The sequence below is a fragment of the Jeotgalicoccus coquinae genome (assembly GCF_014207425.1).
GTDB lineage: Bacteria > Bacillota > Bacilli > Staphylococcales > Salinicoccaceae > Jeotgalicoccus > Jeotgalicoccus coquinae.
This window is the reverse complement of the sequence record NZ_JACHFF010000001.1, coordinates 166,738-191,185: the sequence shown is the minus strand read 5'-3', so window position 1 is coordinate 191,185 and position 24,448 is coordinate 166,738. Positions and strand designations below refer to the sequence as shown.

The 24,448-nt window shown below is 43.2% G+C and carries 23 protein-coding genes; 7 read left to right on the top strand and 16 right to left on the bottom strand.

Annotated features, from left to right (window positions below):
- Positions 1 to 6 precede the first annotated feature (6 nt).
- Together nrdE and nrdI are read right to left on the bottom strand one after the other, a co-directional pair.
- On the bottom strand, positions 7 to 2,112 hold the full coding sequence (gene nrdE, locus HNR41_RS00965; protein WP_184280843.1) for a class 1b ribonucleoside-diphosphate reductase subunit alpha: 2,106 nt from the start codon (positions 2,110 to 2,112) through the stop codon (positions 7 to 9).
- Positions 2,096 to 2,491, bottom strand: a complete 396-nt coding sequence (gene nrdI, locus HNR41_RS00960) for a class Ib ribonucleoside-diphosphate reductase assembly flavoprotein NrdI (protein WP_184280841.1) — start codon at positions 2,489 to 2,491, stop codon at positions 2,096 to 2,098. The genes nrdE and nrdI overlap by 17 nt, the downstream gene beginning before the upstream one ends.
- A gap of 371 nt (positions 2,492 to 2,862) precedes the next feature.
- On the opposite strand from nrdI, the gene HNR41_RS00955 reads away from it, so the two are divergent.
- Positions 2,863 to 3,741 carry a DMT family transporter gene (locus HNR41_RS00955; protein ID WP_184280839.1) on the top strand — a complete coding sequence of 293 codons (879 nt, stop codon included), beginning with the start codon at positions 2,863 to 2,865 and terminating at the stop codon, positions 3,739 to 3,741.
- 590 nt (positions 3,742 to 4,331) lie between these two features.
- Here the strand turns inward: HNR41_RS00955 and recQ are convergent.
- The 6 genes from recQ to HNR41_RS00925 form a co-directional block, all read right to left on the bottom strand.
- Positions 4,332 to 6,119: a DNA helicase RecQ gene (gene recQ / locus HNR41_RS00950; protein ID WP_184280837.1), complete on the bottom strand. Its 1,788-nt coding sequence runs from the start codon at positions 6,117 to 6,119 to the stop codon at positions 4,332 to 4,334.
- Between the two features lie 180 nt (positions 6,120 to 6,299).
- Positions 6,300 to 7,247 (bottom strand): 5-oxoprolinase subunit C family protein, encoded by a 948-nt coding sequence (locus HNR41_RS00945; protein WP_184280835.1) that lies wholly within the window; start codon positions 7,245 to 7,247, stop codon positions 6,300 to 6,302.
- A gap of 1 nt (position 7,248) precedes the next feature.
- Positions 7,249 to 7,506 carry a hypothetical protein gene (locus tag HNR41_RS00940; protein ID WP_184280833.1) on the bottom strand — a complete coding sequence of 86 codons (258 nt, stop codon included), beginning with the start codon at positions 7,504 to 7,506 and terminating at the stop codon, positions 7,249 to 7,251.
- 13 nt (positions 7,507 to 7,519) lie between these two features.
- On the bottom strand, positions 7,520 to 7,726 hold the full coding sequence (locus HNR41_RS00935; RefSeq protein WP_184280831.1) for a hypothetical protein: 207 nt from the start codon (positions 7,724 to 7,726) through the stop codon (positions 7,520 to 7,522).
- 8 nt (positions 7,727 to 7,734) lie between these two features.
- Positions 7,735 to 9,414 carry an aminodeoxychorismate synthase component I gene (gene pabB, locus HNR41_RS00930; RefSeq protein ID WP_184280829.1) on the bottom strand — a complete coding sequence of 560 codons (1,680 nt, stop codon included), beginning with the start codon at positions 9,412 to 9,414 and terminating at the stop codon, positions 7,735 to 7,737.
- Positions 9,392 to 9,994, bottom strand: coding sequence for an anthranilate synthase component II (locus HNR41_RS00925; protein ID WP_184280827.1), 603 nt, complete (start codon positions 9,992 to 9,994; stop codon positions 9,392 to 9,394). The genes pabB and HNR41_RS00925 overlap by 23 nt, the downstream gene beginning before the upstream one ends.
- Before the next feature lie 153 nt (positions 9,995 to 10,147).
- Here HNR41_RS00925 and HNR41_RS00920 point away from each other — a divergent pair, with 153 nt between their 5' ends.
- The gene (locus tag HNR41_RS00920) at positions 10,148 to 11,332 is read left to right on the top strand and encodes an MFS transporter (protein WP_184280825.1); all 1,185 of its coding nucleotides are present in this window, start codon (positions 10,148 to 10,150) and stop codon (positions 11,330 to 11,332) included.
- A gap of 88 nt (positions 11,333 to 11,420) precedes the next feature.
- Positions 11,421 to 11,681: a GlsB/YeaQ/YmgE family stress response membrane protein gene (locus HNR41_RS00915; protein ID WP_184280823.1), complete on the top strand. Its 261-nt coding sequence runs from the start codon at positions 11,421 to 11,423 to the stop codon at positions 11,679 to 11,681.
- A 268-nt stretch (positions 11,682 to 11,949) separates the two neighbouring features.
- Here the strand turns inward: HNR41_RS00915 and HNR41_RS00910 are convergent, their stop codons facing one another.
- Entirely contained in the window at positions 11,950 to 12,252 is a 303-nt protein-coding gene (locus tag HNR41_RS00910; protein ID WP_184280821.1) for a hypothetical protein, read from the bottom strand.
- A gap of 127 nt (positions 12,253 to 12,379) precedes the next feature.
- On the opposite strand from HNR41_RS00910, the gene HNR41_RS00905 reads away from it, so the two are divergent.
- Positions 12,380 to 13,627, top strand: coding sequence for an amidohydrolase family protein (locus tag HNR41_RS00905; protein ID WP_184280819.1), 1,248 nt, complete (start codon positions 12,380 to 12,382; stop codon positions 13,625 to 13,627).
- A gap of 57 nt (positions 13,628 to 13,684) precedes the next feature.
- Here the strand turns inward: HNR41_RS00905 and HNR41_RS00900 are convergent, their stop codons facing one another.
- The 6 genes from HNR41_RS00900 to HNR41_RS00875 all read right to left on the bottom strand — a co-directional run bounded on the left by HNR41_RS00900 (position 13,685) and on the right by HNR41_RS00875 (position 20,583).
- On the bottom strand, positions 13,685 to 14,809 hold the full coding sequence (locus HNR41_RS00900) for a 5-methyltetrahydropteroyltriglutamate--homocysteine S-methyltransferase (protein ID WP_184280817.1): 1,125 nt from the start codon (positions 14,807 to 14,809) through the stop codon (positions 13,685 to 13,687).
- Positions 14,810 to 14,903: 94 nt separating this feature from the next.
- Positions 14,904 to 15,356 carry an ASCH domain-containing protein gene (locus tag HNR41_RS00895; RefSeq protein ID WP_184280815.1) on the bottom strand — a complete coding sequence of 151 codons (453 nt, stop codon included), beginning with the start codon at positions 15,354 to 15,356 and terminating at the stop codon, positions 14,904 to 14,906.
- Between the two features lie 5 nt (positions 15,357 to 15,361).
- Positions 15,362 to 17,092 (bottom strand): ABC transporter ATP-binding protein, encoded by a 1,731-nt coding sequence (locus tag HNR41_RS00890; protein ID WP_184280813.1) that lies wholly within the window; start codon positions 17,090 to 17,092, stop codon positions 15,362 to 15,364.
- A complete protein-coding gene (locus tag HNR41_RS00885; RefSeq protein WP_184280811.1) occupies positions 17,092 to 18,825 on the bottom strand; it encodes an ABC transporter ATP-binding protein in 1,734 nt (577 codons plus the stop codon). Before HNR41_RS00885 ends, HNR41_RS00890 begins: the two co-directional genes overlap by 1 nt.
- Before the next feature lie 337 nt (positions 18,826 to 19,162).
- Positions 19,163 to 20,152, bottom strand: a complete 990-nt coding sequence (locus tag HNR41_RS00880; RefSeq protein ID WP_184280809.1) for a zinc-binding dehydrogenase — start codon at positions 20,150 to 20,152, stop codon at positions 19,163 to 19,165.
- Positions 20,153 to 20,175: 23 nt separating this feature from the next.
- Entirely contained in the window at positions 20,176 to 20,583 is a 408-nt protein-coding gene (locus HNR41_RS00875; protein ID WP_184280807.1) for a hypothetical protein, read from the bottom strand.
- Positions 20,584 to 20,954: 371 nt separating this feature from the next.
- Between HNR41_RS00875 and HNR41_RS00870 the strand changes: the two genes are divergently transcribed.
- Together HNR41_RS00870 and HNR41_RS00865 are read left to right on the top strand one after the other, a co-directional pair.
- On the top strand, positions 20,955 to 21,815 hold the full coding sequence (locus HNR41_RS00870) for an alpha/beta fold hydrolase (protein WP_184280806.1): 861 nt from the start codon (positions 20,955 to 20,957) through the stop codon (positions 21,813 to 21,815).
- Between the two features lie 311 nt (positions 21,816 to 22,126).
- Entirely contained in the window at positions 22,127 to 22,615 is a 489-nt protein-coding gene (locus tag HNR41_RS00865; protein ID WP_184280804.1) for a DUF805 domain-containing protein, read from the top strand.
- A gap of 56 nt (positions 22,616 to 22,671) precedes the next feature.
- Here HNR41_RS00865 and HNR41_RS11520 read toward each other — a convergent pair whose 3' ends face one another.
- On the bottom strand, positions 22,672 to 22,929 hold the full coding sequence (locus tag HNR41_RS11520) for an L-asparaginase family protein (protein WP_376698662.1): 258 nt from the start codon (positions 22,927 to 22,929) through the stop codon (positions 22,672 to 22,674).
- Between the two features lie 127 nt (positions 22,930 to 23,056).
- Between HNR41_RS11520 and HNR41_RS00860 the strand changes: the two genes are divergently transcribed.
- Positions 23,057 to 24,385, top strand: a complete 1,329-nt coding sequence (locus tag HNR41_RS00860) for a PQQ-dependent sugar dehydrogenase (RefSeq protein WP_184280802.1) — start codon at positions 23,057 to 23,059, stop codon at positions 24,383 to 24,385.
- Positions 24,386 to 24,448: the final 63 nt, after the last annotated feature.

Below are 24,448 nucleotides of genomic sequence, written 5' to 3'. Positions count from 1 at the left end.
TCTCCTTTATACTGCACAGCTTGTACATTCTTCAACACTGAGTAATTTGTTTCTCGTGTAGTAGAGTGATTTCAATCCTTTATGGTGTGCGTAGATGTAATATTTCGCAAGCTCTCTCGTAGAGATATCCGAGTTTACGTAAAGAATCGTACTGATTCCCTGGTCGATATGCTGCTGAATTGTTGCAATCATATCGATTAATTTCATCTGGTCTGTGTTGAACGCACTCTTGTAGTACCACATTGATTCTTTCGATAAGAAAGGCATCGGGTAGAATGTTTCAGAGTTGCCGTAAGTTCTGCGTTCGATCATATCAACAATCGGCATTACCGAGCTCGTTGCGTTCTGCACGTAAGAAATACTCTGTGTCGGTGCAATCGCTAAACGGTAAGCATGATAAAGACCGTTTTCTTCAACTTTCTGCTGCAGCTGTGCCCAGTCTTCTTTCGTCGGAATGTGAATGTGTTCGAACAGTTCCGCCACTTTATCCGATTCAGGTTTAATATCTTCTGACACGTAGCGCTCGAAGTATTTGCCTGTCGCATAGTCTGAACGTTCGAAGTCTTTAAATGTTGCGCCGCGTTCTTTTGCGATTTCCATCGATTTTTCAATCGAGTGGAAGTTCAGCATCATGAAGAATATATTTGCAAAATCTCTTGCTTCTGATGATTCATAAGAAATCTTATTTTTAGCGAGGTAACCGTGAAGGTTCATCGCGCCAAGTCCTACTGAATGCAGCTCATCGTTTGCCTTCTTAACACCCGGTGCGTTTGCAATCGAAGTATCGTCACTTACCAATGTCAGTGCTTCGATACCTTCGTGTACAGTTTCTTTCACTTTGCCCGAATCCATTACGTTTGCAATGTTCATCGAACCAAGGTTACAGGAAATGTCACGCTTGATTTCGTCGTCTGTGCCGTAGTCGTTAATTTCAGATGTTTCCTGCAGCTGGAAGATTTCAGTACATAAGTTACTGATTTTAATCTGTCCGATATCGCCGAGCGGATGTACTTTGTTCGCATTGTCTTTGAACATTAAGTACGGATAACCCGACTGAAGCTGCGTCTGAGCGATCGTATTTAACATATCGCGCGCATCGTATTCACGTTTTCTAACGTTGTCGTTGGCAACAAGCTGATCGTACATTTCATCCATGTCCATATCATCAAGTGCCACACCGTATTCACGTTCTACCGTGTGCGGTGCAAATAAGTTAAACGGTTTGTTGTCGCGTGCCAGTTCAAAGAACTTGGACGGTACAACAAGTCCTGTCGAAATTGTCGACAGACGGATATCTTCATCCGCGTTTACTTTTTTAGTATCGAGGAATTCAGGCAGGTCGTAGTGGAAGATGTTTAAGTAAACAGCTCCTGCACCCGGACGCTGGCCAAGCTGGTCTGCGTAGCTGAATCCGCCTTCGAGTGATTTCGCTACAGGAAGAACTCCTTTGGCTACACCTTCAATACCTTTAATCGCCTCACCGCGTGCACGGAGTTTCGATAAGTTAATCGCAACTCCGCCGCCAATTTTACTTAACTGTTTTGCAGTTGAGTCGATGTAGTTGATCGAGTTCAATGAGTCGTCAACTTCAAGCAGGAAACATGAAACCATTTCACCGCGGCGTGCACGGCCTGCGTTTAAGAACGTCGGCGTTGCCGGCTGGTAGCGCTGTTCCATCATCGATGTGATGAAACGCTTCGCAGTCTCAATGTTGCCTTTTGCAAGATACAGGCTGACGATTATTACGTGCTGTCTGTAATCTTCAAGGTACTGTTTTTTATCGTTTGTTTTTAATGTGTAGTCTTTAAAGAACTTGCTCGCTGCCATGTAGCTCTTGAAGTTAAACTCAATAGCTTCTGCATGATCGATAATATCCTGAAGTGCAGCTTCGCTGTACTCCTGGAATAAATCGTAATAGAAATCATTGTCCACGAGGTAGTGCAGTCTTTCCAGTTCCGAATCAAAATGAATTGTCTTCGCTTCGACTTCTTCCATAAATACCTCAAGTGCTTCAAGGTCTTTTTCAAGTCTGTAGAAACCTGTCTCGTCGCGCTGTGTGACTTCGTTATTCAATTCAACGTGGTTGTAAGTTTTCTCATCTAATACTTTCATGCAATTCCCCTGCCCTTTCTAATTCGACTATAAATTGTGCGCGCTCCTCCGGAGTCCCGTGAAGTTCAAACTTCATTAACAGCGGCACACTGTAATCGTTGCTTATATACTCGCCTGCTCTGGCAAAGTTCTGGCCCCAGTTACGGTTGCCGCTCGATGCGACTGCGAACAGATTATATGAGTTTACCTTTAAAAATTCTTTAACAGTATCAGGTACAGCTCCAAAGCCGTATGTCGGTGTCACCAGAATAAAAGTCTCATCGATTTTATCTCTGACATTGGCGGCTGTTATTTGATATAATTCATAGGTGTCTGGAATGTCCATACTATTTAAGAAGCGACGGATATTACCTGTCATTGAATAATAAGCAATAATCACTTTGTCATCTCCTTTCAAGCATAACACAAATAGAACATATGTTCTATATCGGTGTTTATCTATTTAAATACTTGCGTATTTCTTGCTTTTTATATGAATACCACTACATGTTGTGTCTAAAACATTTAACCAGTACTATATATGCTGTTTCACTTGTTCTATATTCTCATATAAAACTGCCTTTAGCAATGTAAAAAATTCCCTGACATCAAAATTTCACGCTGAATTTCCGGCGATAAAACGCCGTAATCCGCGGTGGATATGTGATGGGGTGACAGAAAAATATTACAGTAAATAAATAACGAAACTTTCACCTTTTTATTTAATGAAATTAGTGAAATTATCGTACAAATCAATTTGGAGTGTTGTTAATGAATAATGTTGTAAAAGGTATCATCGCTCTGGTCATTTCCTCTTTAGGATTCAGTCTGATGTCCCTTTTCGTAAAATACTCAGGTGACCTGCCTACCGTTCAGAAAACTTTCTTCAGAAACTTTATCTCGATGCTGATTGCACTGGCACTCGTTCTCTACTACAGAGAGAGCCTGTTCGGCAAACGTGAAAACCAGGGCTGGCTGCTGCTCCGTTCAGCACTCGGACTCATCGGCGTTCTGTTAAACTTCTTTACGATTGACCGGATGGTGCTGAGCGATGCTGATATTCTGAATAAACTCAGTCCGTTCTTTACTATAATACTCTGCGCCATATTTTTAAAAGAATACATACTGAGATTCCAGATTATTTCAATAATCGTTGCGCTGGCCGGTGCGATTTTTATCATCAAACCGTCATTCTCGAGTGATACGATGTTCGCACTCATCGGGGTGCTCGGTGCAATATTCGCAGCCGGTGCATATACCGTGCTCCGGATATTAGGAAGCCGCGAGAAATTCTACACAGTAGTCTTCTACTTCTCGTTCTTCTCGACCGTCGCACTGCTGCCGTTCTTTATCTACCAGTTCGAACCGATGACAATGAACCAGTTCTGGATGCTGATTCTGTCAGGCGTATTTGCCGCTGTCGGCCAATTCGGACTGACAATCGCCTACAGCTTTGCACCGGCTAAGGAGATTTCAATCTTCTTCTATTCGACAATACTGTTTACTGCACTGTTCAGTATTATCGTCTTTAATGAAGTACCGGACATGCTGTCGATACTCGGATATATCATAATCTTCGCAGCAAGCTACTATATGTACATGAAGAACCGTCCGAAAAAATTAAAAGTTGTTGGTAAAAAAGCCAGATAGCTTAGGTGTGATCCCCTGCTCGTTGCGAGCGGGGGATTTTTGTTGTGTGTTATGCAGACGAAGTCGTGTGATTGATTTGTCACTGACATGAAGGTTTTTATGTTCAGGATAAACACCTTGGTGACAATGAGCGTGGTTCATTGTTACGATGGACTCCCAATGTTACTATGAGCAGCCCTCATTGTTACGATGGACTCCCACTGTTACTATGAGACGCCCTCATTGTTACGATAGATCGCCACTGTTACTATGAGCGGTCCTCATTGTTACGCTGGACTCCCACTGTTACTATGAGCGGCTCTCATTGTTACGATGGATTGCCACTGTTACTATGAGCGGCTCTCATTGTTACGATGGATTGCCACTGTTACTATGAACGGCTCTCATTGTTACGATAGATCGCCACTGTTACTATGAACGGCCCTCATTGTTACGATGGACTCCCACTGTTACTATGAGACGCCCTCATTGTTACGATGGACTCCCACACTCACTATGAACGGCTCTCATTGTTACGATAAACACCGCCCCAACCCCAAATAAAAACGCCGGGACTCCCACAGAGTCCCGGCCTCCTAAGCCTTTTCAATCTATATGCTTTTCATGCCGTCGCCATGCTGCTGGATTTCTTCCAGGAAGTACGGACAGTAGTGTTTCAGTTTGTAGTTTCCAACACCTTGGATGTGCATCATATCCTGTTTTGACTGCGGCATCTTCTTCGCGAATTCCTTCAGAATCTGATCTGTAAATATCGCATCTTCATCTAATTTATGTTTATCCGCCAGATTCCTGCGGGTGTTCAGCAGTTTATCGTATAACACTTCGTTCGGTGATGAGTCTGTCGAAACGTTAACGCGTTCGTTGTAATGTTTGCGGTAAGGTACCGTGTACAGCTTAACTTTACGGTTCAGAATATCGAGACTCTTCTCAACGAGGTGCATTCTGTTGCCGGAACAGTGTACGTAACCGCGCATAATCAGTTCCTCGATGAGATGATTTACATCGCTCGTGCGGTATGAGTCGAGCACACCGAAGCGTTCCTGCGAGTCCAGTCCGCGTGCCATAATGTTATCGGCATTTTCTCCGCGCAGCACCTGGATCACAAGTTCCTTCGACAGCTGACCGTCTGTCTCCTGCACAAGTTCAAGAATCAGACGTGCTTCCGACGTCATCGGTTCCGTACGCCCGTCCGACAGACAGCTCGAACACTGCCCGCATGCTTCAACGTATTCATCATGGTCAAAGTATTTAATAATAAAACTGCTCAGACATTTACTCGTCTTGTTGTACTGCAGCATTAAATCGAGTTTCTCCCGCATATGGTCTTTATACTGATCCGATGCGCTTGCCCGGTCGATAAAGAACTGCTGAAGGTTAACGTCGCGCTGTGTTGATAACAGAATACAGTCACTCGGGTTGCCGTCACGTCCTGCACGCCCGATTTCCTGGTAGTAGCTTTCCAGATCGCCCGGCAGGTTAAAGTGAATGATATAGCGGATATCCGGTTTATCAATCCCCATACCGAATGCGTTCGTTGCGATGACAATTTTCACTTCATCAGTTACGAACTTCTGCTGGTTTTCGTTTCTTTCGTTCTTACCGAGACCACCGTGGTAAATCACGTTCTCCACTTCGTTATCCGTTAAATATGTCGACAACTTTTCAACTTCCGCACGCGTAGAGACATAAATAATTCCCGACTGTCCCAGACGTTCTTTTATATAAGATAAAATAAACTGCTCGCGCTGATAAGTACCGTTGACCGACAGTTTTAAGTTCCCGCGCTTAACGCTCGTCTTAAAAACTGCGTTATTTTTAATATTAAGCAGTTCCTGAATATTCTCTTCCACTTCTTCAGTCGCTGTCGCTGTTACTGCGATAATCTGCACGTCGGGCAGCAGCGATTTCAACTCGGGAATAATACTCTGGTAACTCGGTCTGAAGTCATGTCCCCATTTCGAAATACAGTGCGCCTCATCAAATGCGACAAACGGTATTTCAGCATGACGGACAGCTGTTTTAAATCCTTCGTTATTAAAGCGTTCTGGTGCCACGTATAAAAACTGCAGTTCCCCGCGTACGAGGCGCCCCATAACATCGTTCAGGTCGCGTTTAGACATTGTCGAGTTAATGCACTCGGCTTTAATGCCGCGTCGTTTCAATGAATCCACCTGATCCTGCATTAAAGAAATCAACGGTGAAATAACAAGGGTCGTGCCGTCGAACATTAAGCCCGGAATTTGATAGCACAATGATTTACCCGAGCCAGTCGGTAAAATCCCAAGTGCGTTGTCTCCGGCTAAAATGTTTTCGATGATTTCCTGCTGGCCGTATCTGAATTTATCATACCCAAAATATTCTTTTAAGATGGCTTCCATAAAATATCATTCCTATATTTATGTATGTCGTTCTTATATAATTTATCTGCTATATTATACATTATTTTTATTAAGGTTTGTTGTATTTTGTGTTAATAGTCCCACTAAAAAATCTCCTGTTCACAGAATGCACCATTTCGTGCCTGCTGTAACAGGAGATTTATAATATATGTGTAATATTTACATTTTCTCTTTAACGAGTTCTTTTGAAATTTTATAGTCGATTGCTTTAAACAGACTGTTCACCCATAAATAGTGACCGTATGTTTCCGCATGCGCATCTTCGCTGTCGACAACTTTAAATTTAATTTTCGAACCGCGGCGCTTCTGGCCGAGTTTGTGCATATGATAGCTTGGAATTGTTCCGATATGCGCCAGTTCAGTTTCCTGAGCGAAATCGTTAAGCGCGATTGTCGGCAGATTATTATCAAGATAAACCCCGCCAAGAACTCCCGGGCTTACGCAGTCGGTACCTGCGTATTCAATTTCCTGTCCTTCAACTGATAACTGAATGCGATTCTCTTCCTGAGTGACCGTGTATTCACGCTCTTCAAGTTTTTCATACACTTCTAAAGGCACATCAGGACGCTTCACAATGTGATACGTATCCGATAAGTACACTTCAACAAGCGAGTAGATGCCGATTCCCCAGCTGACTTTGCGCTTGTTGCTCATCATATGGAAAATTTCATCGTGCAGCGCTGTATAGTTGCGGCGCATAATGACTTCGTCGCCCGACTTCAGTACGTTCGATTTCTCAACAGCAATGCCGCCTGCAATTGCCAAGTACAGTCTGCTGCCGCGTGTTGACCCCTGGAATGATAAAACATCTCCGCGGTCCACGTGGTAAATACGGTTCGGCTGAATGTCATCATCGCTTACCTTCCCGTTAAAATCCCCGCCTGAATAAGCGATGATTGTCGGTTCCGTAAACTGGATTACAGCAGGCTGACCTGACATTTCAATCGTCGGTTCATTCACGTCGTTGCCGACAAGTTTGTTGGCAAGCATCGGCGACAGGCTGTCCACCGCACCGTTATACTCATTATTTTTCTGTTCAGATTTCGTCTGTTTTTCGACAGTCTGCAGAATTGTTAACAGACCGCCTTCCTGAATAATTAAGCTCATCTTATTTACCCCCGCTTACACTGTCGAGCACAGGTTCTACTATAGAAATAATATAAGCCGCCGGCTCGATTGTATTTTCGTTTTCCATTACATCAACCGGGTCATAGTAAAAGCTGACTGTATTTTTCGTAAATACCGTTTCACTGATATAAGGGTTATTAATATTCAATCCGTCTTTATCGTACTGTGCTTTAATATTTTTAATTACTGATGCATCTTCCTGATACGTAATTACTTTATCTCCATTTGCAAAAATCATGAGTCCACTCCTCTTATCGGTAAAAGAATTCCAATTCGCCGGCAACGTATTCTGTAAAGCTGCCCATGGCGATGCCAAAAACAATTATTGCAATAATGACGCCGGCGAAACCGATTGCGATTCCGACAATTTTAACATCATTTCTTAGTAAGTACGTGACGACAAAATGTGTCAGTACGACTATTGCAACAATGAGTAATATTAAAATTAATGTAAACATAAGCCACCTCATTCCGCGAGTGTGATTGTCACCCATTCCCGCGCACTGTTTATCATGAATAAGTCAATTTGACCATTTTCGTATTTATGACGCAGATCCTTCATCGTTATGTTCTGTTCAGTTATTTTATGCTCATCAATTAAAGACTGCCGCATGACACCATTTAAGATGCCGGCGGACAGCGGAGGCGTGTAAAACGCACCCCGTTCCTTTATGACGATGCTGCCGATATTAAACTCAGTAATATCTAAGTTATCATTATAATATAAAACAACGTCAGAATCATTTGTTTTCCCGTTGTACTGATGTCTTACCGTCGTTTTATGCGCGATAAAATCCGGTGCACCATAGAGCGGCGCTGACGCAAGCTCTGCTGTCATCGGCTGATTGTCTTTATCGAGTGCCGCGTGCGAAATGTTTAACACACCTTCACGCGACAGTGTCGCACGAAGTTTAAACACGCCTGACTCAAGTTTGTTTGCTTCTGTATAAGCCTGGATGGCCGATTTGAAGTCCGCCTGTTCAAATTTAAAATGTGATGCACTGCTGTTCAGCCGTTCTGCGTGATAGTCCAGACGTTTCACTGCACCGTCTTCCAGGCGCATCGTTTCGATGAGTTCGTACTGCCCCTGCTTCAGAAATGAAGTTTTATGCAGAATTTCCCCGAACTCGGACGAAGGATCCGAATCGTATGTAATTCCCCCGCCCGCACTGTAAATGTAACGGTCACCCGTAATTGTCAGCGTGCGGATCGGCACGTTAAACACGGCAGACATGCCGGGATACAAAATCCCAAGCGCGCCGCAGTAAAACCCGCGCGGTGTCTTTTCGAGCCTTTCAATCAGACGCATCGTCATTTCTTTCGGCGCACCGGTAATCGACCCGCACGGAAACAGCGCATCAAAGATCCCGCTTAAGCTGACGTCATCTCTAACGTCCGCTTCAACCGTTGAAATCATCTGATAGACTGTCTGATACTTTTCAATCGTAAACAGCTTCACTGCTTCAACCGAATCCGGCCTGGCAATTTTAGAAATATCGTTTCTTAACAAATCCACGATCATTACGTTTTCCGCCTGATCTTTTTTAGAATTTCTTAAGAATTCATAGCTCTTTTTATCTTCTTCCGGATCTTCGAATCTCGGTGCTGTGCCTTTCATGGGTTTCGTCTTGATTCTGCGGTTTTCATCCATTTCAAAGAAAAGTTCCGGCGACAGGCTGACGATCTGCTTGCCGTCATAATCGATGTACATCGCGTAGTCGCCGTTGTTCCCTGCGCTTAATTTTAAAAACAGCTGGTGGCTGTCGCCGCTGAAGTTTCCGTAAAGACGCGTCGTATAGTTCACCTGGTACGTATGCCCGTCCAGTATGTAATTTCTGACCTGTTCTATATTATTTTCAATTTCCTCACGTGTTTCACTGAGTTCCGGCTGGCTCATCTGATACATCTCAGGCTGTTTTCCGCCTAAAAATTCGGCGTACGATACTGCTTTACCGTATATACCGATGATGTAATCGTCTTTTTCATAAGTCACACCGATGACAGCGTAGTAACCGTCTTTCTGGTACTGCTCCGCTTTATCCAGAGCTGCGTCAAACGGCGTGCTGCTCGTGATGACTTCGACCGGGTTTGTAAAGTACAGGTTTTCGACTGTACCGTTTTTCTTAAATTTTGTATGTGCTCTCATGACTTTCCTCCACTGCAATTCGTATAAAGTTATTGAGCTGCGCTCTGCCGTGTTCCGATAAAATAGCTTCCGGATGATACTGGACGCCGAAAACGGGAAGATTCTTATGCTGGATTGCCATGTTGATACCCATTTCTGTGCGGCCGGTAATATTAAACTCTTCAAGCTCGCCATAGCACGTTAATGAATGATAGCGGCAGCCTTTGACTGGTGACGGCAGATTTTTATACAGTCCTTCGCCGTTATGGTGCACATCGTATGCGTGCCCGTGAACCGGACGTTCGCCGCGCGATACTTCCCCGCCGAACATATGCCACAGCATCTGATGGCCTAAGCATATGCCGAGTATCGGAAGTGCCTTATAATGGTTTTTAACAAACTCTAGCACTTCCGGCCGGTCTTTCGGATGCGACGGCCCCGGAGATATAATCAGTCCGATAATATTAAATTCTTCTATTAATTTATCGTTTAACTGATCCGGTGTGACAACTTTAATGCCGGCATTATATGGATTGCTTTCGATGTAATGAACGAGATTATATGTAAATGAATCGTAATTATCTATCATTAATAAATTCACTGGTTTTCTCCCTGCATGTAATTTCCTTAATAATATCATATACAAATCAATTTAAATAACACAACAGGCCTCAAGTATGATGAAAAACCCGGCGCTCTCATGTAGACTTAAGAGTACTGAGATAAATATCTTACTTATTAAGAAGGGTGATCTATGTCTAAGGGGAAGTCCAGAATATGGACGAGAGATTTTATCATTATCGTTATCGCGAACTTTTTTATATTTACATCGTTTCAAATGACGCTGCCGACACTGCCTTTATATGTGCAGGAAATCGGTTCGAATGAAACGTGGGTCGGCATTATCGTCGGGATATTTACTTTCTCGGCACTGTTAATCCGGCCGTTCGGCGGAAAGCTTCTCGATACGACAGGACGCGCACCGGTATTTTTAGGCGGTCTCGTCATTCTCGTTCTGTCGCTCTATTCGCTCGCAATCAGTACGACAATACTGATTCTCGTTGTTGTCCGTATTGTGCAGGGAGTCGGCTGGGGACTGTCGAATACAGCTTCCGGCACCATCGCTTCAGATTTAGTTCCGAAAGACCGCCGGGGAGAAGGCCTCGGATTTTTCGGATTGAGCGGTAACCTCGCACTTGCTATCGGTCCGGCACTCGGGCTTTTTTTAGTGAATCATATCGAGTTCTCCACGCTGTTTATCATCTGCGGATCACTCACATTGATTGCACTGATTCTTGCTTTAAACGTGCGCTACGTTAAACCGGAACCGCTGACGGACCTTGAAATTCAGGAAGATGCGGATACTGGGGAGCGCTTTGACTTCATTGAAAAAAGAGCGCTGCCTGCTTCAGCACTGTTATTCTTCATTACATTTACATTCGGGGGCATCGCAACATTTCTGCCTGCGTACACATTTCAGCAGGGCTTCGCGCCCCATTATATTCAGCTTTACTTTGTGCTGTACGCACTCGCACTCGTCACGACGCGCTTCTTCGCAGGGCGCATCTACGACCGCCGCGGACTGACAATCGTCTTTATACCGGGAATTCTGTTAATTATTGCAGGATTGGCATTGATTGCGATGCTTAACAGCCCGGGTTATTTATTCGCCGGTGCAATTTTATACGGACTCGGATTTGGGTCAGTCCAGCCCGCACTGCAGGCTTCAGCGATAAATACCACGCCGCCGAGAAAACGCGGTATGGCTAACGCGACATACTTTTCAGCATTTGATTTAGGTGTCGGACTGGGTGCCATAACATTTGGGCTCGTCGCACAATATGCCGACTACAGCTCAATCTACTGGATCAGCGCAGCGAGCGGTGTGCTCTCTCTGCTTCTGTTCTTTATTTTAAAAACTGCAAGAAAAATCGTATAAAATTTCGTCACATATGTTTACCACCTCTTAAAACAGGCAATATATCCAAGTAGAACATCGCATTTATATTTTTTAGGAGGTAATAAGAATGGGTTGGTTATGGACAATTATTGTAGGCGGTATTTTAGGCTGGCTAGCAGGTCTTATAGTGAGTAAAGACATCCCATTTGGGATTATTGGTAATATCTTAGCAGGTATCATTGGTGCATCTATCGGTAACGCACTTGGGTTAGATATTGGACCTACACTTGGCGGAATGAGCGTCATTGGTACACTCGTCGGTGCGATTATTTTAATCCTTGTAGTATCATTCATCTTTGGAATGCTTAAAGGAAACAAACGAGCTTAAATACTAAATTAAAAACTAATAACGTAAGCGGAATCCCTGTTGAAGAGGGTTCCGCTTTTTTATGCTGTGGGATGGGGGACGCAGATGCGGCGCGGGTTCATTAGTTGGGGGAAAGGGAGTGTACTAATGCGAATTTAGACGATAAACACATTAATCCGTGAAAAATACTTTCGACTAATGCGAAATGTGTCGCAAAACATATTAATTAGTACATATTTCGCCCCACTAACACGAAAACAATGCGATAACGAGCTATCTCACAAAAGAATTACTTCATAGCTCGTAAAATGAGACAGTTCGCATCTCCAGCACCCATCCGTCTCATTTGGAGACCAATTATGAGACAGTTCGCATCTCCAGCACCCATCCGTCCCATTTTAAGACCAATTATGAGACAGTTCGCATCTCCAGCACCAATCCGTCTCATTTCAAGACCAATTATGAGACAGTTCGCATCTCCAGCACCAATCCGTCCCATTTTAAGACTAATTATGAGACAGTTCGCATCTCCAGCTCCCATCCGTCCCATTTTAAGACCAATTATGAGACAGTTCGCATCTCCAGCTCCCATCCGTCTCATCCCAACCCGCAAACTCCTGCAAATTCCACTCTTCCGCACCGTCAAACCATCTAATTCCCGCCATTTTTGCTATAATCAGAGTTGTATCACATCATTATTTTAGCAAGGAGTTTTACACATGAAGAAGTTTATCAACGCAACGATTTATGGTGATTCGGATTCAACTGAAATTTTAGTTGAGGATTATAAATTTAAAGCTGTCGGCACCAATCTCGGCGATGCTGATGAAGTCATCGACCTGGAAGGCAAGCTGGTTCTGCCGCCTTACGTCGATCCGCATCTGCACCTCGATTATATTTTCTCAGGTCTCGGCGAAGGCAACGCAAACGTGTCGGGTACTTTATTCGAAGGGATTCAGCGCTGGAGCGATAACAAGAAAGATTTAACAGAAGATAAAGTTCGCAAATCCGCTATAAAAGGCATTCAAAAAGAAGTGAGTCACGGCGTGCAGTATATTCGTACGCATGTAGACGTAACTGATCCGAACTTAACGGGAATGAAAGCGCTCCTGAAATTACGTGAAGAGTTAAAAGATATCGTCACATTACAATTAGTGGCTTTCCCGCAGGAAGGGTTCTTCCGTTATAAAGGAGGTCCTGAACTCGTAAGAAAAGCGCTCGAAATGGGTGCTGATGTTGTCGGAGGAATTCCTCATTTCGAAATTTCATACGAACACGGTGTGGAGTCATTAAAACAGATTGTTGATCTTGCGCTGGAGTTCGATGTGATGATTGATATTCACTGTGACGAAAACGATGACCCGAACAGCCGCTTCCTGGAAGTGCTGAACGCGCTCGTTATGGAAAAAAATTACGGCACGAAAACAACTGCAAGTCACACGACAAGCTTCGGTGCGGTTGAAGCAAGCTATGCCAACAAGATGATGGGCTTATTCAAAGAGTCGAAAATCAACTTTATTTCATGTCCGACAGAAAATGCACACTTACAAGGACGGGGAGATGCTTATCCGAAACGACGCGGTCTGACTCGCGTAAAAGAACTGCTTGAGAATGGCAGCAATGTTGCATTCGCGCAGGATTCAATTGCAGATTACTGGTACCCGCTCGGCAACGGCAACATGATGAACATTCTCGATAACGGTATTCATCTTGCGCACTACACGCATATCGATGAAATTAACAAAGCACTCGATCTGATTACGACGAACGGTGCGAACGTATTAAATATTGAAGACTACGGCATTAAAGAAGGCAACTCTGCCAACTTTATCGTGCTGGATGCACACGACGCGTACGAAGCAGTGCGAGAACGTGCTGAAGTGCTCGCTTCAGTTAGAAACGGCGAGTACTTATTCAAACGTGAAGTCCGTAAAAATGAAATCGAAGTCGATTTTCTGAAAAAATAAATTAAACACAAAAAAGACGCTGTACGGAATCCAATTCCCATACAGCGTCTTTTCTATTTAAACTCCCCAAACTTCTTCGGAAATATCTTTCACCAGCTGAAGTTTCGCCCACTGCTCCGCCTCAGTCAGATTATTCCCTTCTTCGGTTGAAGCAAATCCGCACTGCGGACTTAAACACAATCTGTCTTTATCAATGTATTTTGCCGCTTCTTCAATGCGAGAAATAATCTCTTCTTTATCTTCAAGCTCAGGTACTTTCGATGAAACCAACCCAAGAACGACTTTCTTGTCACCGCTCACCTTCGCCAGTGATTCAAAACCGCCGGCACGTTCTGTATCGAATTCCAGATAATAGCCTGCAACGTTTTCCTTGCCGAATAACTCATCGGATACTTTATCGTATGCACCTGATGATGCCCACGTTGAACGGTAGTTTCCGCGGCAGACATGCGTCGTTATCGTCAGTCCTTCAGGTTTCCCTTCAATCGCGCTGTTATTCAGCTCGACGTACTGTTCGCTCAGCGACTCAATCGTCAGGTCATCGGTTCTGTTCTTCCAGAAATTCTCGTCGACGATCATGCCCCAAGTACAGTCATCCAGCTGCAGATTTGTACAGCCTGCTTCATGCAGTTCCTGAATGAATGTGCGGTACGCCGCTGCAATATCCGCAAGCAGTTCTGTTTCATCCGGATAAATTGCTTCCGTCGATTTTTTATTTTCCGGGCGCGTCAATTCTCTTAAAAACTGTGCCGGTGCCGGAATTGTCTGGCGTGCAATAATATCGTCGTCGGCAAATTGATTTACATATTTAAAATGGTCGATAAACGGATGATTCTCTCCGCTTATTTTGCCTGTCAGACGTGCAGTCTCAGCTCTCGTTTCAATCGCAACGAAGTTGTAGCCATTCTCAACATCAGATTTTTCAACCCCGTTAAGACCCCAGAAGAAATCGAGATGCCACCATGAACGGCGGAACTCCCCATCGGTAATTGCTTTTAATCCGATATCCTTCTGTTTTTGGACCAATTCTTTTATCGTTTCGTTTTCAACTGAAGTAAGCTCATCCTGTGAAATGCTGCCATTTTTAAAATCCTCGCGTGCTGCTTTTAATTTAGCCGGTCGTAAAAAACTCCCGACGTTATCAAATTTAAACGGTGCTGTTTTAACTGCTGTGACTGACATAACTGACCACTCCTTCATTTGTTTATATGAATTTATAATAGCACGGGTACGCCGTAATAGCATTACCGTTTAAATTCATGGTCCGTTATAACTTTTAGCTATACCTCTGCACGTAGATTAATTTAAACTCTTCAACGACGATTTTTTCATCCTCCTTAAATTCGAGTCCCATTTCCGGATACAGCCACTCAAAGAAATCGATGTGCGCCTGTCTCCAATACGATAAAGACCGGTTGCCCTCGCCTTCTTTATAAGCGATTTCTTCGTCGGCATCCCTGAAGACTATCGTATACACTTTTGTGTTCTCAATAATGCATTTCGGCGTATCGTCTGCACCAAGCACAATACTGATATCACCAGCTTCAGGCAGGCTTTCGTTCTCCATTTCATATTCTTTTAAGCTGCTGCACGTTAAAGTTTTTTTACCGCTGACAACAAGCTCTGCAAGCACATCCGGATCTGCACCGAACGGCCAGGCTGTATAGCTTTTCCCTTCGTATTCCGGATGTTCATTTATAAATTTTTCCCAGTATTGTTCTGCTGTCATTATTCTCATCCCATCTGCATTTCATACATTCTGCTGTAATCCCGGCCTAATGCTAATAATTCAGCGTGATTGCCCTGCTCTTTAATTTCACCGTTTTCAAGCAGAATAATCTGGTCTGCGTGCTGAATCGTCGACAGCCGGTGTGCAATTATAAACGTCGTACGGTCTTTCGACACGACATTCATCGCGTACTGGATCAGCTGTTCTGTCTCGGAATCGATATTGCTCGTCGCTTCGTCGAGTACCAGCACTTTCGGATTAAATGCAAGGGCACGGGCGAAAGATATGAGCTGCCTTTCACCCAGGGACAGCGTCGCGCCCCGCTCCGCAAGTTCGGAATGAATGCCGTCAGACAGACGCGCCATAAGCGGTCCTGCCCCGACGTCTTCCAATGCTTTTAATACTTCCTCTTCTGTAATATCCTCATTGTTCAGCCGCACGTTGTAAAGCAGTGTGCCGCTGTATATGAATGGATCCTGAAGCACAATCGACATAAACTGCCTTAAACTCTGTTTATCAATTTGTTTCGTATCTGATTCATCGAAGTAAATCGCTCCGTGATCCGGATCGTAAAACCGCATTAACAGATTAATAATCGAGCTTTTACCTGAACCGGTATGGCCGACCAGGGCAATCGTTTCGCCCTGTGCCGCTTCGATATTAATATTCTTCAACACATCTCTTTTACCGTCATATGAAAAGTTCACGTTGCGGAATGAAATGTTGCCGTTAAAAGTATCGAGTGCATGTCCTTCTTCTTTTTCAGGTTCCGCATCGAGCATTTCGAATACTTTATTTGCTGCAACCCTCGCCTGCTCAAATATGCTGAGCTGGCTGATAATGTTAAACAGCGGGTTAAAGAATCTCGTAATGTAATCAACAAGCAGATACATCAGTCCGACAGTCAGTGCACCGGTATCGCCTAAAAATGCACTCGCAAATATATACACCAGAATCGCAAACACAAGTGAGCGGATTGAGTCTGCCAGATTCTCTCCAGTCAGACTTTCCAGTTTCACAAGACCGCTTGCACTGTCGTAATATTCATCGTTAATTTTTTCGAACTCGTTCTTAATTTGCGCTTCACGGTTGAACACCTGAATAATCGGCATGCCGTTAATCGACTCGTTAATCATTGCGTTCATATCGCTGTTTCTTTCTCGTTTAATATGGTTATTTTCATTGGAGTATTTTTTGTACAGTACACCCCAGATAATAATTACCGGAATGAACAGGAGCATCACTATGCCTGTCCAGACGTGAATGTAAAAAACGATTGCCGTAATACTGAATATCGTTAATATACTCACCATAAACATCGGAATGACCGATGCAAACAGCTGCAGTATTGATTCGGTATCATTGGTAATTCTCGCAACTACTTTACCTGCCGGCAGATTATCAAAGTATCTGATCGGCAGTTGCTGAACGTGTTTGAATACATCGAGCCGCATCTGCTGGATGGCTCTCGTTCCAGCTGAAACCAGTACAATCTGGGCATAATAGCTCGTAACCGCATGCATTAATTTTATCGTTAAAAATAGTCCAACCAGATATAAAATCGGACGTATTAAAATCTTTCCTTCGCCGAGCTTAATATGATTATCGATGATTGTCGCGGCAATCAGCGGACCGGCGAGTTCAAAGCCCACCATGCAAATCATTAAAAATATGCCGCCTGTGAACATTCCTTTGTACTGTTTAATATAAGACAGCAGTTTCACCATTTCCCTCATTACGACTCACCCCCTGTAATGAAATAATCGTTTTGTTCTGAATACCATCCTTCGCCGTCAGACAGCTGTTTGTGTGTGCCTGATTCAACAATACTGCCGTTTTCCAGCACGATAATTTTATCGGCATGATGGACTGCTGATAAACGGTGTGTAATAATAATCGTCGTTTTGCCCTGACGGTTATTTTTAATGTGGTTAATGATGCGCTGTTCGGTCCGTGCATCGACGGCGCTTAATGCATCGTCCAGAATTAAAATGTCGGGCTGTCTGATCAGACTGCGCGCAATTGAAATCCGCTGTTTCTGGCCGCCGCTTAACGACATCCCTTTTTCTCCGACGAGCGTATCGAGACCTTCCGGCATGCGTTTCAGATCTTCATCAAAAGCACTTAAGCGGACAGCTTCCATCATCTCCTCTTCAGTCGCATCCGGTTTGCCGAACATAATATTTTCTCTGACAGTTCTTGAAAACAGAATGTTTTCCTGGGAAACGTAGCCGAGTTTCTCACGCAGTTTCTTACGGTCAAGACTTGAAATATTCACACCGTCGATAATTAATTCTCCGGTACCTTCCGGATATATTTTTAACAGCTGCTTGATAAAAGTCGACTTGCCGCTGCCGGTTTTGCCGACAATACCGAGCGTTTCACCTTTGTTAAGCTCAAGCGTTATATTCCGAAGACTGTTACGGTTTCCTGTCGGATATTTAAATGTCACTTCATTAAAATTGAAGTTCGTTTCTTTCACACTCATTTCACCGCTCGTGTTTAATACGTCAGCTTCATCCAGGACATTCTGAATACGGTCATAAGAAGCGTTGCCGCGTTCCATAATATTGAACAGCATACCGAGTGCAAACATCGGCCAGATCAGCATGTTCAAGTACACGTTAAATGTAATAAGTTCTCCGACGGTAATCAGGCCGTTATTCACAAGCACTGAACCGTAACCGAATGATATCGCAATACTTGATGACACGACGATAATTGTCAGCGGCTGGAAGAATGCATCGAGCTTTTCAACTTTCATAAATTTATTTAAATAGTTTTCAGTTAAGCTGTGGAATCGTCTATTTTCTGCATCTTCCTGTACATAGCTACGTGTTAAACGGACACCTTCCACTACTTCGAGCACCGCATCGTTCATTACACCGAATGCTTCCTGGGAAGATTTATGACGCTTGTTAATCATCTTGCCGAGACGCTGTTCAATAATTGCAAGCAAAGGCAGCGGCAAGAGGGCAAAGAAAGTCAGCTGCCAACTGATTGTAAAGCCCATAACGAGTATGATTGTCAGTAAAAACGTTGTCGAATCAAGGAGCGTAATAATTCCAAAACCCGTAGCCATATTGACCGTCTTTAAATCATTCGTTGCTTTTGCCATTAAATCACCGGTCTTGCTCTTTTCGTAAAAGCTCGGTGACAACAGCAGAAACTTCCGCATTAAACGGCTTCTGATAATAGATTCGATTTTAATTGCACCTTCAAAGAGCAGATAAGCCCACCAGTAAGTGACGATGTATGCTAAGACGATAACCGCTGCAAAGATTATTAAAATATTACGCGTTATTTCTTTTGTCAGTTCACCGTTATTAATTAAATCGATAGTCCGGCCGATCAGCTGCGGCGGAATAATATCGAGTACGTTCGCAATCAGTAAAAATAAAACAATTAATGCATAACGCTTTTTGTTCGAGAGAATATACCAGCTGATTTTCCTGATGTAATCTAACATAATTCACCTTTTTCCCAAAGTTCCCCTTTGAATTATTTCGCTGTGATGTCCCTTTTCCTCTCCAAAAGCACAAAAAAGCGCGCACTATTAATGTGCACGCTTAAAAATGGCATAAAAATAGAGAGGACATGCCTCTCTATTTTCAAATATATCTTATTCCGAATAATTTATAGGTAAGAAATTAGAGAGGTACGGATATTTGGTTGTGAAATTGAAATGTTTTGAGTTTGCTGTAATAATTTCATAACGCCTTACCCCCTGTTCATATTTTTGTCACAAATCAAGCATAAATTATCTTTTTACAATTTGCAAGCAGAATTTTCAAATAATTCAACCATTATATAGTAAATGCAATTTTACCCATCATACCGGCATTATCCAGACGCTCGAAAGCTTCTTCAAAATCTTCGAGTTTATACGACTTGTCCATCACCGGTTTAATGCTGTGTTTTTCAATGAAATCAAGCATCTCGTGAAGCTCTTCCGCACTCGCCATCGTCGAACCGAGTAAATTAAATTGGCCGTAGAAAAACTTGCGCAGATCAAAGTCCACAGTATCCCCTGCTGATGCACCGAAAGCGACTAAAGTTCCGCCGCGTTTCAGCTGATCAACAGATTTTTTGAATGTGGCCGCGCCGACACTTTCAATCACTAAATCGACTTTTTCACCGTCAAGCTGCTCGTTCCAGTCAAGTTCAGAATCAATCGCCTTATCGGCACCGAGCTTCAATGCCTGCTGACGTTTCTCTTTAGAACGTGAAGTGACATAAACAGTCGCTCCTGCAGCCTTGGCAAACTGCATCAGATATGTACCGGCACCGCCTGTTGCACCTGGAATCAGCACTGTCTGTCCGGCTTTAAGCTGTCCTCTCGTAAACAATGCACGGTAAGCAGTCATGGCGGATAATGCGAGTACGCCCGCTTCTTCCCAGTTTAAATGTTTAGGCTTCGGTACAGCATTTTCTGCAGGTATCGTAATGTACTCAGCAAACGTTCCGTTAAACGGGAACCCTGTAATTTCAAAACCTTCAGGCGGCACCGCACTGTTTTTCTCCCAGCCGAGTGACGGATTAATAATGACTTCGTCGCCGACTTTAACGTTTGTGACGTCAGCGCCAATCTGGTCAACAACCCCTGCACCGTCGGAACCGAGTACAATCGGCGGATCGTTTTCATTATGTCTGTTCGGGATAAATAAATCCCTGTGATTTAACCCTGCAGTTTTTAATTTAACGATAACCTCGTCATCGCTTATTTTATCCTGTTCAACTTCACCAAACTGAATACCTTCAAGACTCTGTACACCTTTATGATATATAGCTTTCATTAAAAATAACCTCCTCGTAAGACTTACTTTGTCGGTTTGACAGTTACACCGCCAGCTTCACCAGACAGTGTCCAGTTCGCTGAAAGCATGTTCTCTAAATCCTGCTGCTGGTTTTTATCGAGCTCAAGACCTGAAATGACGAAATCGTCCACCTGGTAATCTTCATCGGCAAACTTGCCGAATTTCATTTTAATTAAGTTTTTCAGACCGTTGAAAGTCAGAAACTTCACTTTGTAGCCGTCGTTCACAATTGCCTCAAAATCAGCATTTTTGCTTAGTTCCACTAAGGCATCAAAGTCCATATTTTCTTTAACAGCCTTGAATTCCTCAAGATCGTTGGCTTTAATATTTTCAATAATTTTATCGTTGTTGATGCCATTTCCTCTTAAAGTTTCAATCGCATAAGCTTCCATTAACGTAATCGATTCCATGTGTGTGCCTCCTAAAATAATGTTAACGCTATTGTATCATTTAGAGATTTTTATGGAATGATAAATGGCTTGATGCGAGGAGATTCGCGCATGATTTTTGTGCTTGTCGGCGCTCATGCGGCTGAATGCTGCGTTGCGGCTGTATGAAGATTCCGCTCATTGAGACAATGAACGGCTTTCTTCCCGATGAACGGATCACGATGGGACGATTATCAATATTTGACTCAATGAACAAGTCACAATGAGAAGATACACAATTATCTTCCCAATGAGCAAGTCACAATGAGACAAAAAACAGTCTACGTCTCATTGTCGTTTATCAAAACTGTGTATTTATGGGTATAGACACATAAAGAAGGAGATTGATAATCATGAAAAGTCATTACATAACTATAGATAATACAAAACTGCATTACGTTACAGGCGGAATCGATGACGGTCCGGTCTGCCTGCTGCTTCACGGTTTTCCGCAAAGCTGGATTACTTGGCGTAATGTAATTCCTCTTCTCAAACAGCATCATAAAATTATCGCAGTCGATCTAAGGGGTTACGGAGATTCTGACAAACCAGATGGTATTGAAAACTATACAAATAAAATTATGGCTCAGGACATCGCTGAAATTCTCGCTGCACAAAATGTCACGGATGCTTATGTTGTCGGCCATGACCGCGGCGCACGTGTTGCACGCAGACTGGCCTATGATAACCCGGAATTGATTAACCGCCTCGCTTTAATTGAAATTATGCCGATGGAATATGTGTATTCTTTATCTGCACAAGAAGCTGCGAAAAAATATTGGCACTGGGTATTTCAGGTGGTGCCTGATTTACCGGAAACGTTAATCTCCGGCAAGGAAGAAGAATATTTAAAATTCCTGCTCAGCCGCGGTGATGGTTTATTCGAACTATTAAGTTCAGATGATTCGTGGGATGAGTATCTCTCACGCTGGAAAAAGCCGGGAGCAGTAAAAGCAGCATTGAGTGATTACAGAGCGTCGTATAAATTTGATTTGCCTGAATATCAGGAGAAAATTGAATCAGCAGATAAATTAAATATAGATACACTGCTGCTCTGGGCTGAAAATGGAAATCTTTCAGGACTGCCGGTTGAAGAAATATGGAAGCAGTCGATTAATAATGTGACAGGCTATGAACTTAAAAACTGCGGTCACTATCTGATCGAAGAAATTGGTGAAGAAGTCGCACAATATATTCTGGATTTTGATAAATAGCACATTCGATTTATATAATTAACTCGCGGCCGCATGAAGTATCCGTTCATTGAGACAATTAACATTTTCCACCCCAATGAACGAGCGACGACGGGACAATTATCAACATTTGTCCCAATGAACAAACCACAATGAGATGATTCACAGTTTCCTTCCCAACAAACAACTCTCGTTGAGACAATTAACTTTATTCGTCTCAACGAGAAATAACACGTCCTCATGTTTCGTTACCCATCCGCCTCATATATTGTATAATTTAGTAAAAGTACACATGAATATTTACACCAGTCTAATTCCAGGGGGAATTTCACATGATATTTAGAAGTTATATAGATTTCTGGAAACGTACTTTCGATTTCAGCGGAAGGTCGACCCGTTCTGATTTCTGGGTACCTTTTCTGACTCATATTTTTATCTTTCTTTTTGTTTTTTACTTTAGCGCAGTCATTCAAGTACCGCTTGCGAGATATGTAGGACTGCTGACGATGGTGCCTTCTTTTACAGTTACAGCAAGAAGGCTGCATGATACAAACCGGACGATGCTGTTCGCCGTCCTGTTTCCAATCAGCGCCGTCGCCGCACCATACGGGTTAATTGCCGGTTTTATCGGAATCTTTGCCTGGCATGGGACTGACGGTGATACTACGGTCGGCATCGTCTTAGTCATTAGTATATTATTTCTCATTTTTGGAACAATCATTTCCATTTACAGTTTAATTCTGTTCGTTCTGCCCGGTAATAAAGAACCGAATAAATACGGATCGGGTGGCAGCTGTGTAACGTCCAGTACAGATATATAAACACAAAAATACCGCGGCAAATCCTCATTTGCTGCGGTTTCTTTATCTATCAGTATTTAAAATTTTTTGCTGTCGTACGAGCCGCCGTTTACTGCCCCGTCTTTTTCAAATTGCGAAATTCCGCCCGAAAAGTCGTAGGCGACTTTCACATCACCGTCGTCGGATGCGCTCGTAATAACCACTTTAATGCCTGCATTGACAGCTCTTTTTACACCAGAAGCAACGAGATTATTCGCATGTCCGCGCCTTATCGTTTCAATAACAAGCCCTGCTACTTTATGCTCAACTGCACAGTCGATAAATTTCGCATCTATACCTATTTACTGAGTTTATCAAACTCAGTGCAAATCCAAGTCCAGAGCAGAATTATTTAATTTTCAGAAAATTGTGATAAAATTAGTTTAAGAGGAGTTTAATATTTTAGGAAGGAGAAGAAAAACGATGCCGAAAGTTTCGTGGTCAAGATTAATGTTCTTTACAATGTTGATTTTCGTATTGGCTTTGGCAGCATGCGGCAAAGGTGATACTTCAGGCGAAGAATCTACTGATGAATCGGAGGCTGCAACAGAAGAATCAACTGATGACTCGGAAGCTGCATCTGAAGAAAGTGCTGAAACTGAGCCAAAAGTGACTGAGTTTGAGCCGGCATTCCCAGAGCAAACAAGAGCACCTGCAGTAGAGACTGAAGCGGAATTGGATGTGAAAGTTGTTGCTGAGGGTCTTGGAGTGTCTTGGGGTATGGAAGTGTTTGATACAAACCGCATACTTGTGACTCAAAGAGATGAAGCAGAACTTCTTATTGTAAATCTTGAAGATGGTTCTGTTTCAGATCCAATCGAAGGGACTCCGGAAGTAAATAACGAAGATCAGGGTGGTTTACTCGATGTAGCTATTGCACCTGATTTTGACGAATCAAGATTAGTATTTATGACATTTGCTCAAGATGTTGATGAGGGTACCTTAACTGCTGTCGGTAAAGGTGTGCTGTCAGAAGATGAGACTTCGCTTGAAGATTTTGAAGTCATCTTCCAGGCAGAACCGGCGTATGATGGTACCTTACACTACGGCGGACGTATTATGTTTGATGATGATGGCAACCTGTTCTTAACAACTGGGGAGCGTTCAGATGATCCAATTCGCGAACGTGCGCAAGACTTAGATGCTTACCTGGGTAAAGTAATTCACATTACGCAAGACGGGGAAGCAGTAGATACGAATCCATTTATCGAAGATGAAGACGCACTGGATGGTATTTACAGCTACGGTCACCGTAATATTCAAGGTGTGGACTTCCATCCTGAAACCGGAGACTTATGGATTGTTGAATTCGGTCCGCAAGCCGGGGATGAACTGAATATTATTGAACCAGGTTCTAACTATGGATGGCCAATTGTGTCTTATGGCATCGAATATACCGGGGAATTAATCAATGATGGTATTTCAGAACACGATGCACAGGGCTTTGTTGAACCAAGATATTATTGGGATCCAACAAGTGCACCAAGCGGCATGTCATTCTATGATAACGATGCAATTCCTGAATGGGAAAACAACCTGTTCATCGGAGGCTTAGCGCCAAACTATATTGTACGTGTCGTTATTGAAGATGACATCATCGTCGGAGAAGAACGTCTATTAACTGAAGAAGGCGAACGTTTCCGTGATATTCTTGTCACTGAAGATGGCGCGCTTATTGCGGCCACTGATGGCGGTATGATTTATAAGATTACTGCAGCAGGTGAAGGTACAGAAGACGATGATGCTGAATAATTTTTTTCTCTAAAAGCACCCAACTTTATGTCAATGTCATTAATTTAAGGCGCCTGACAATAT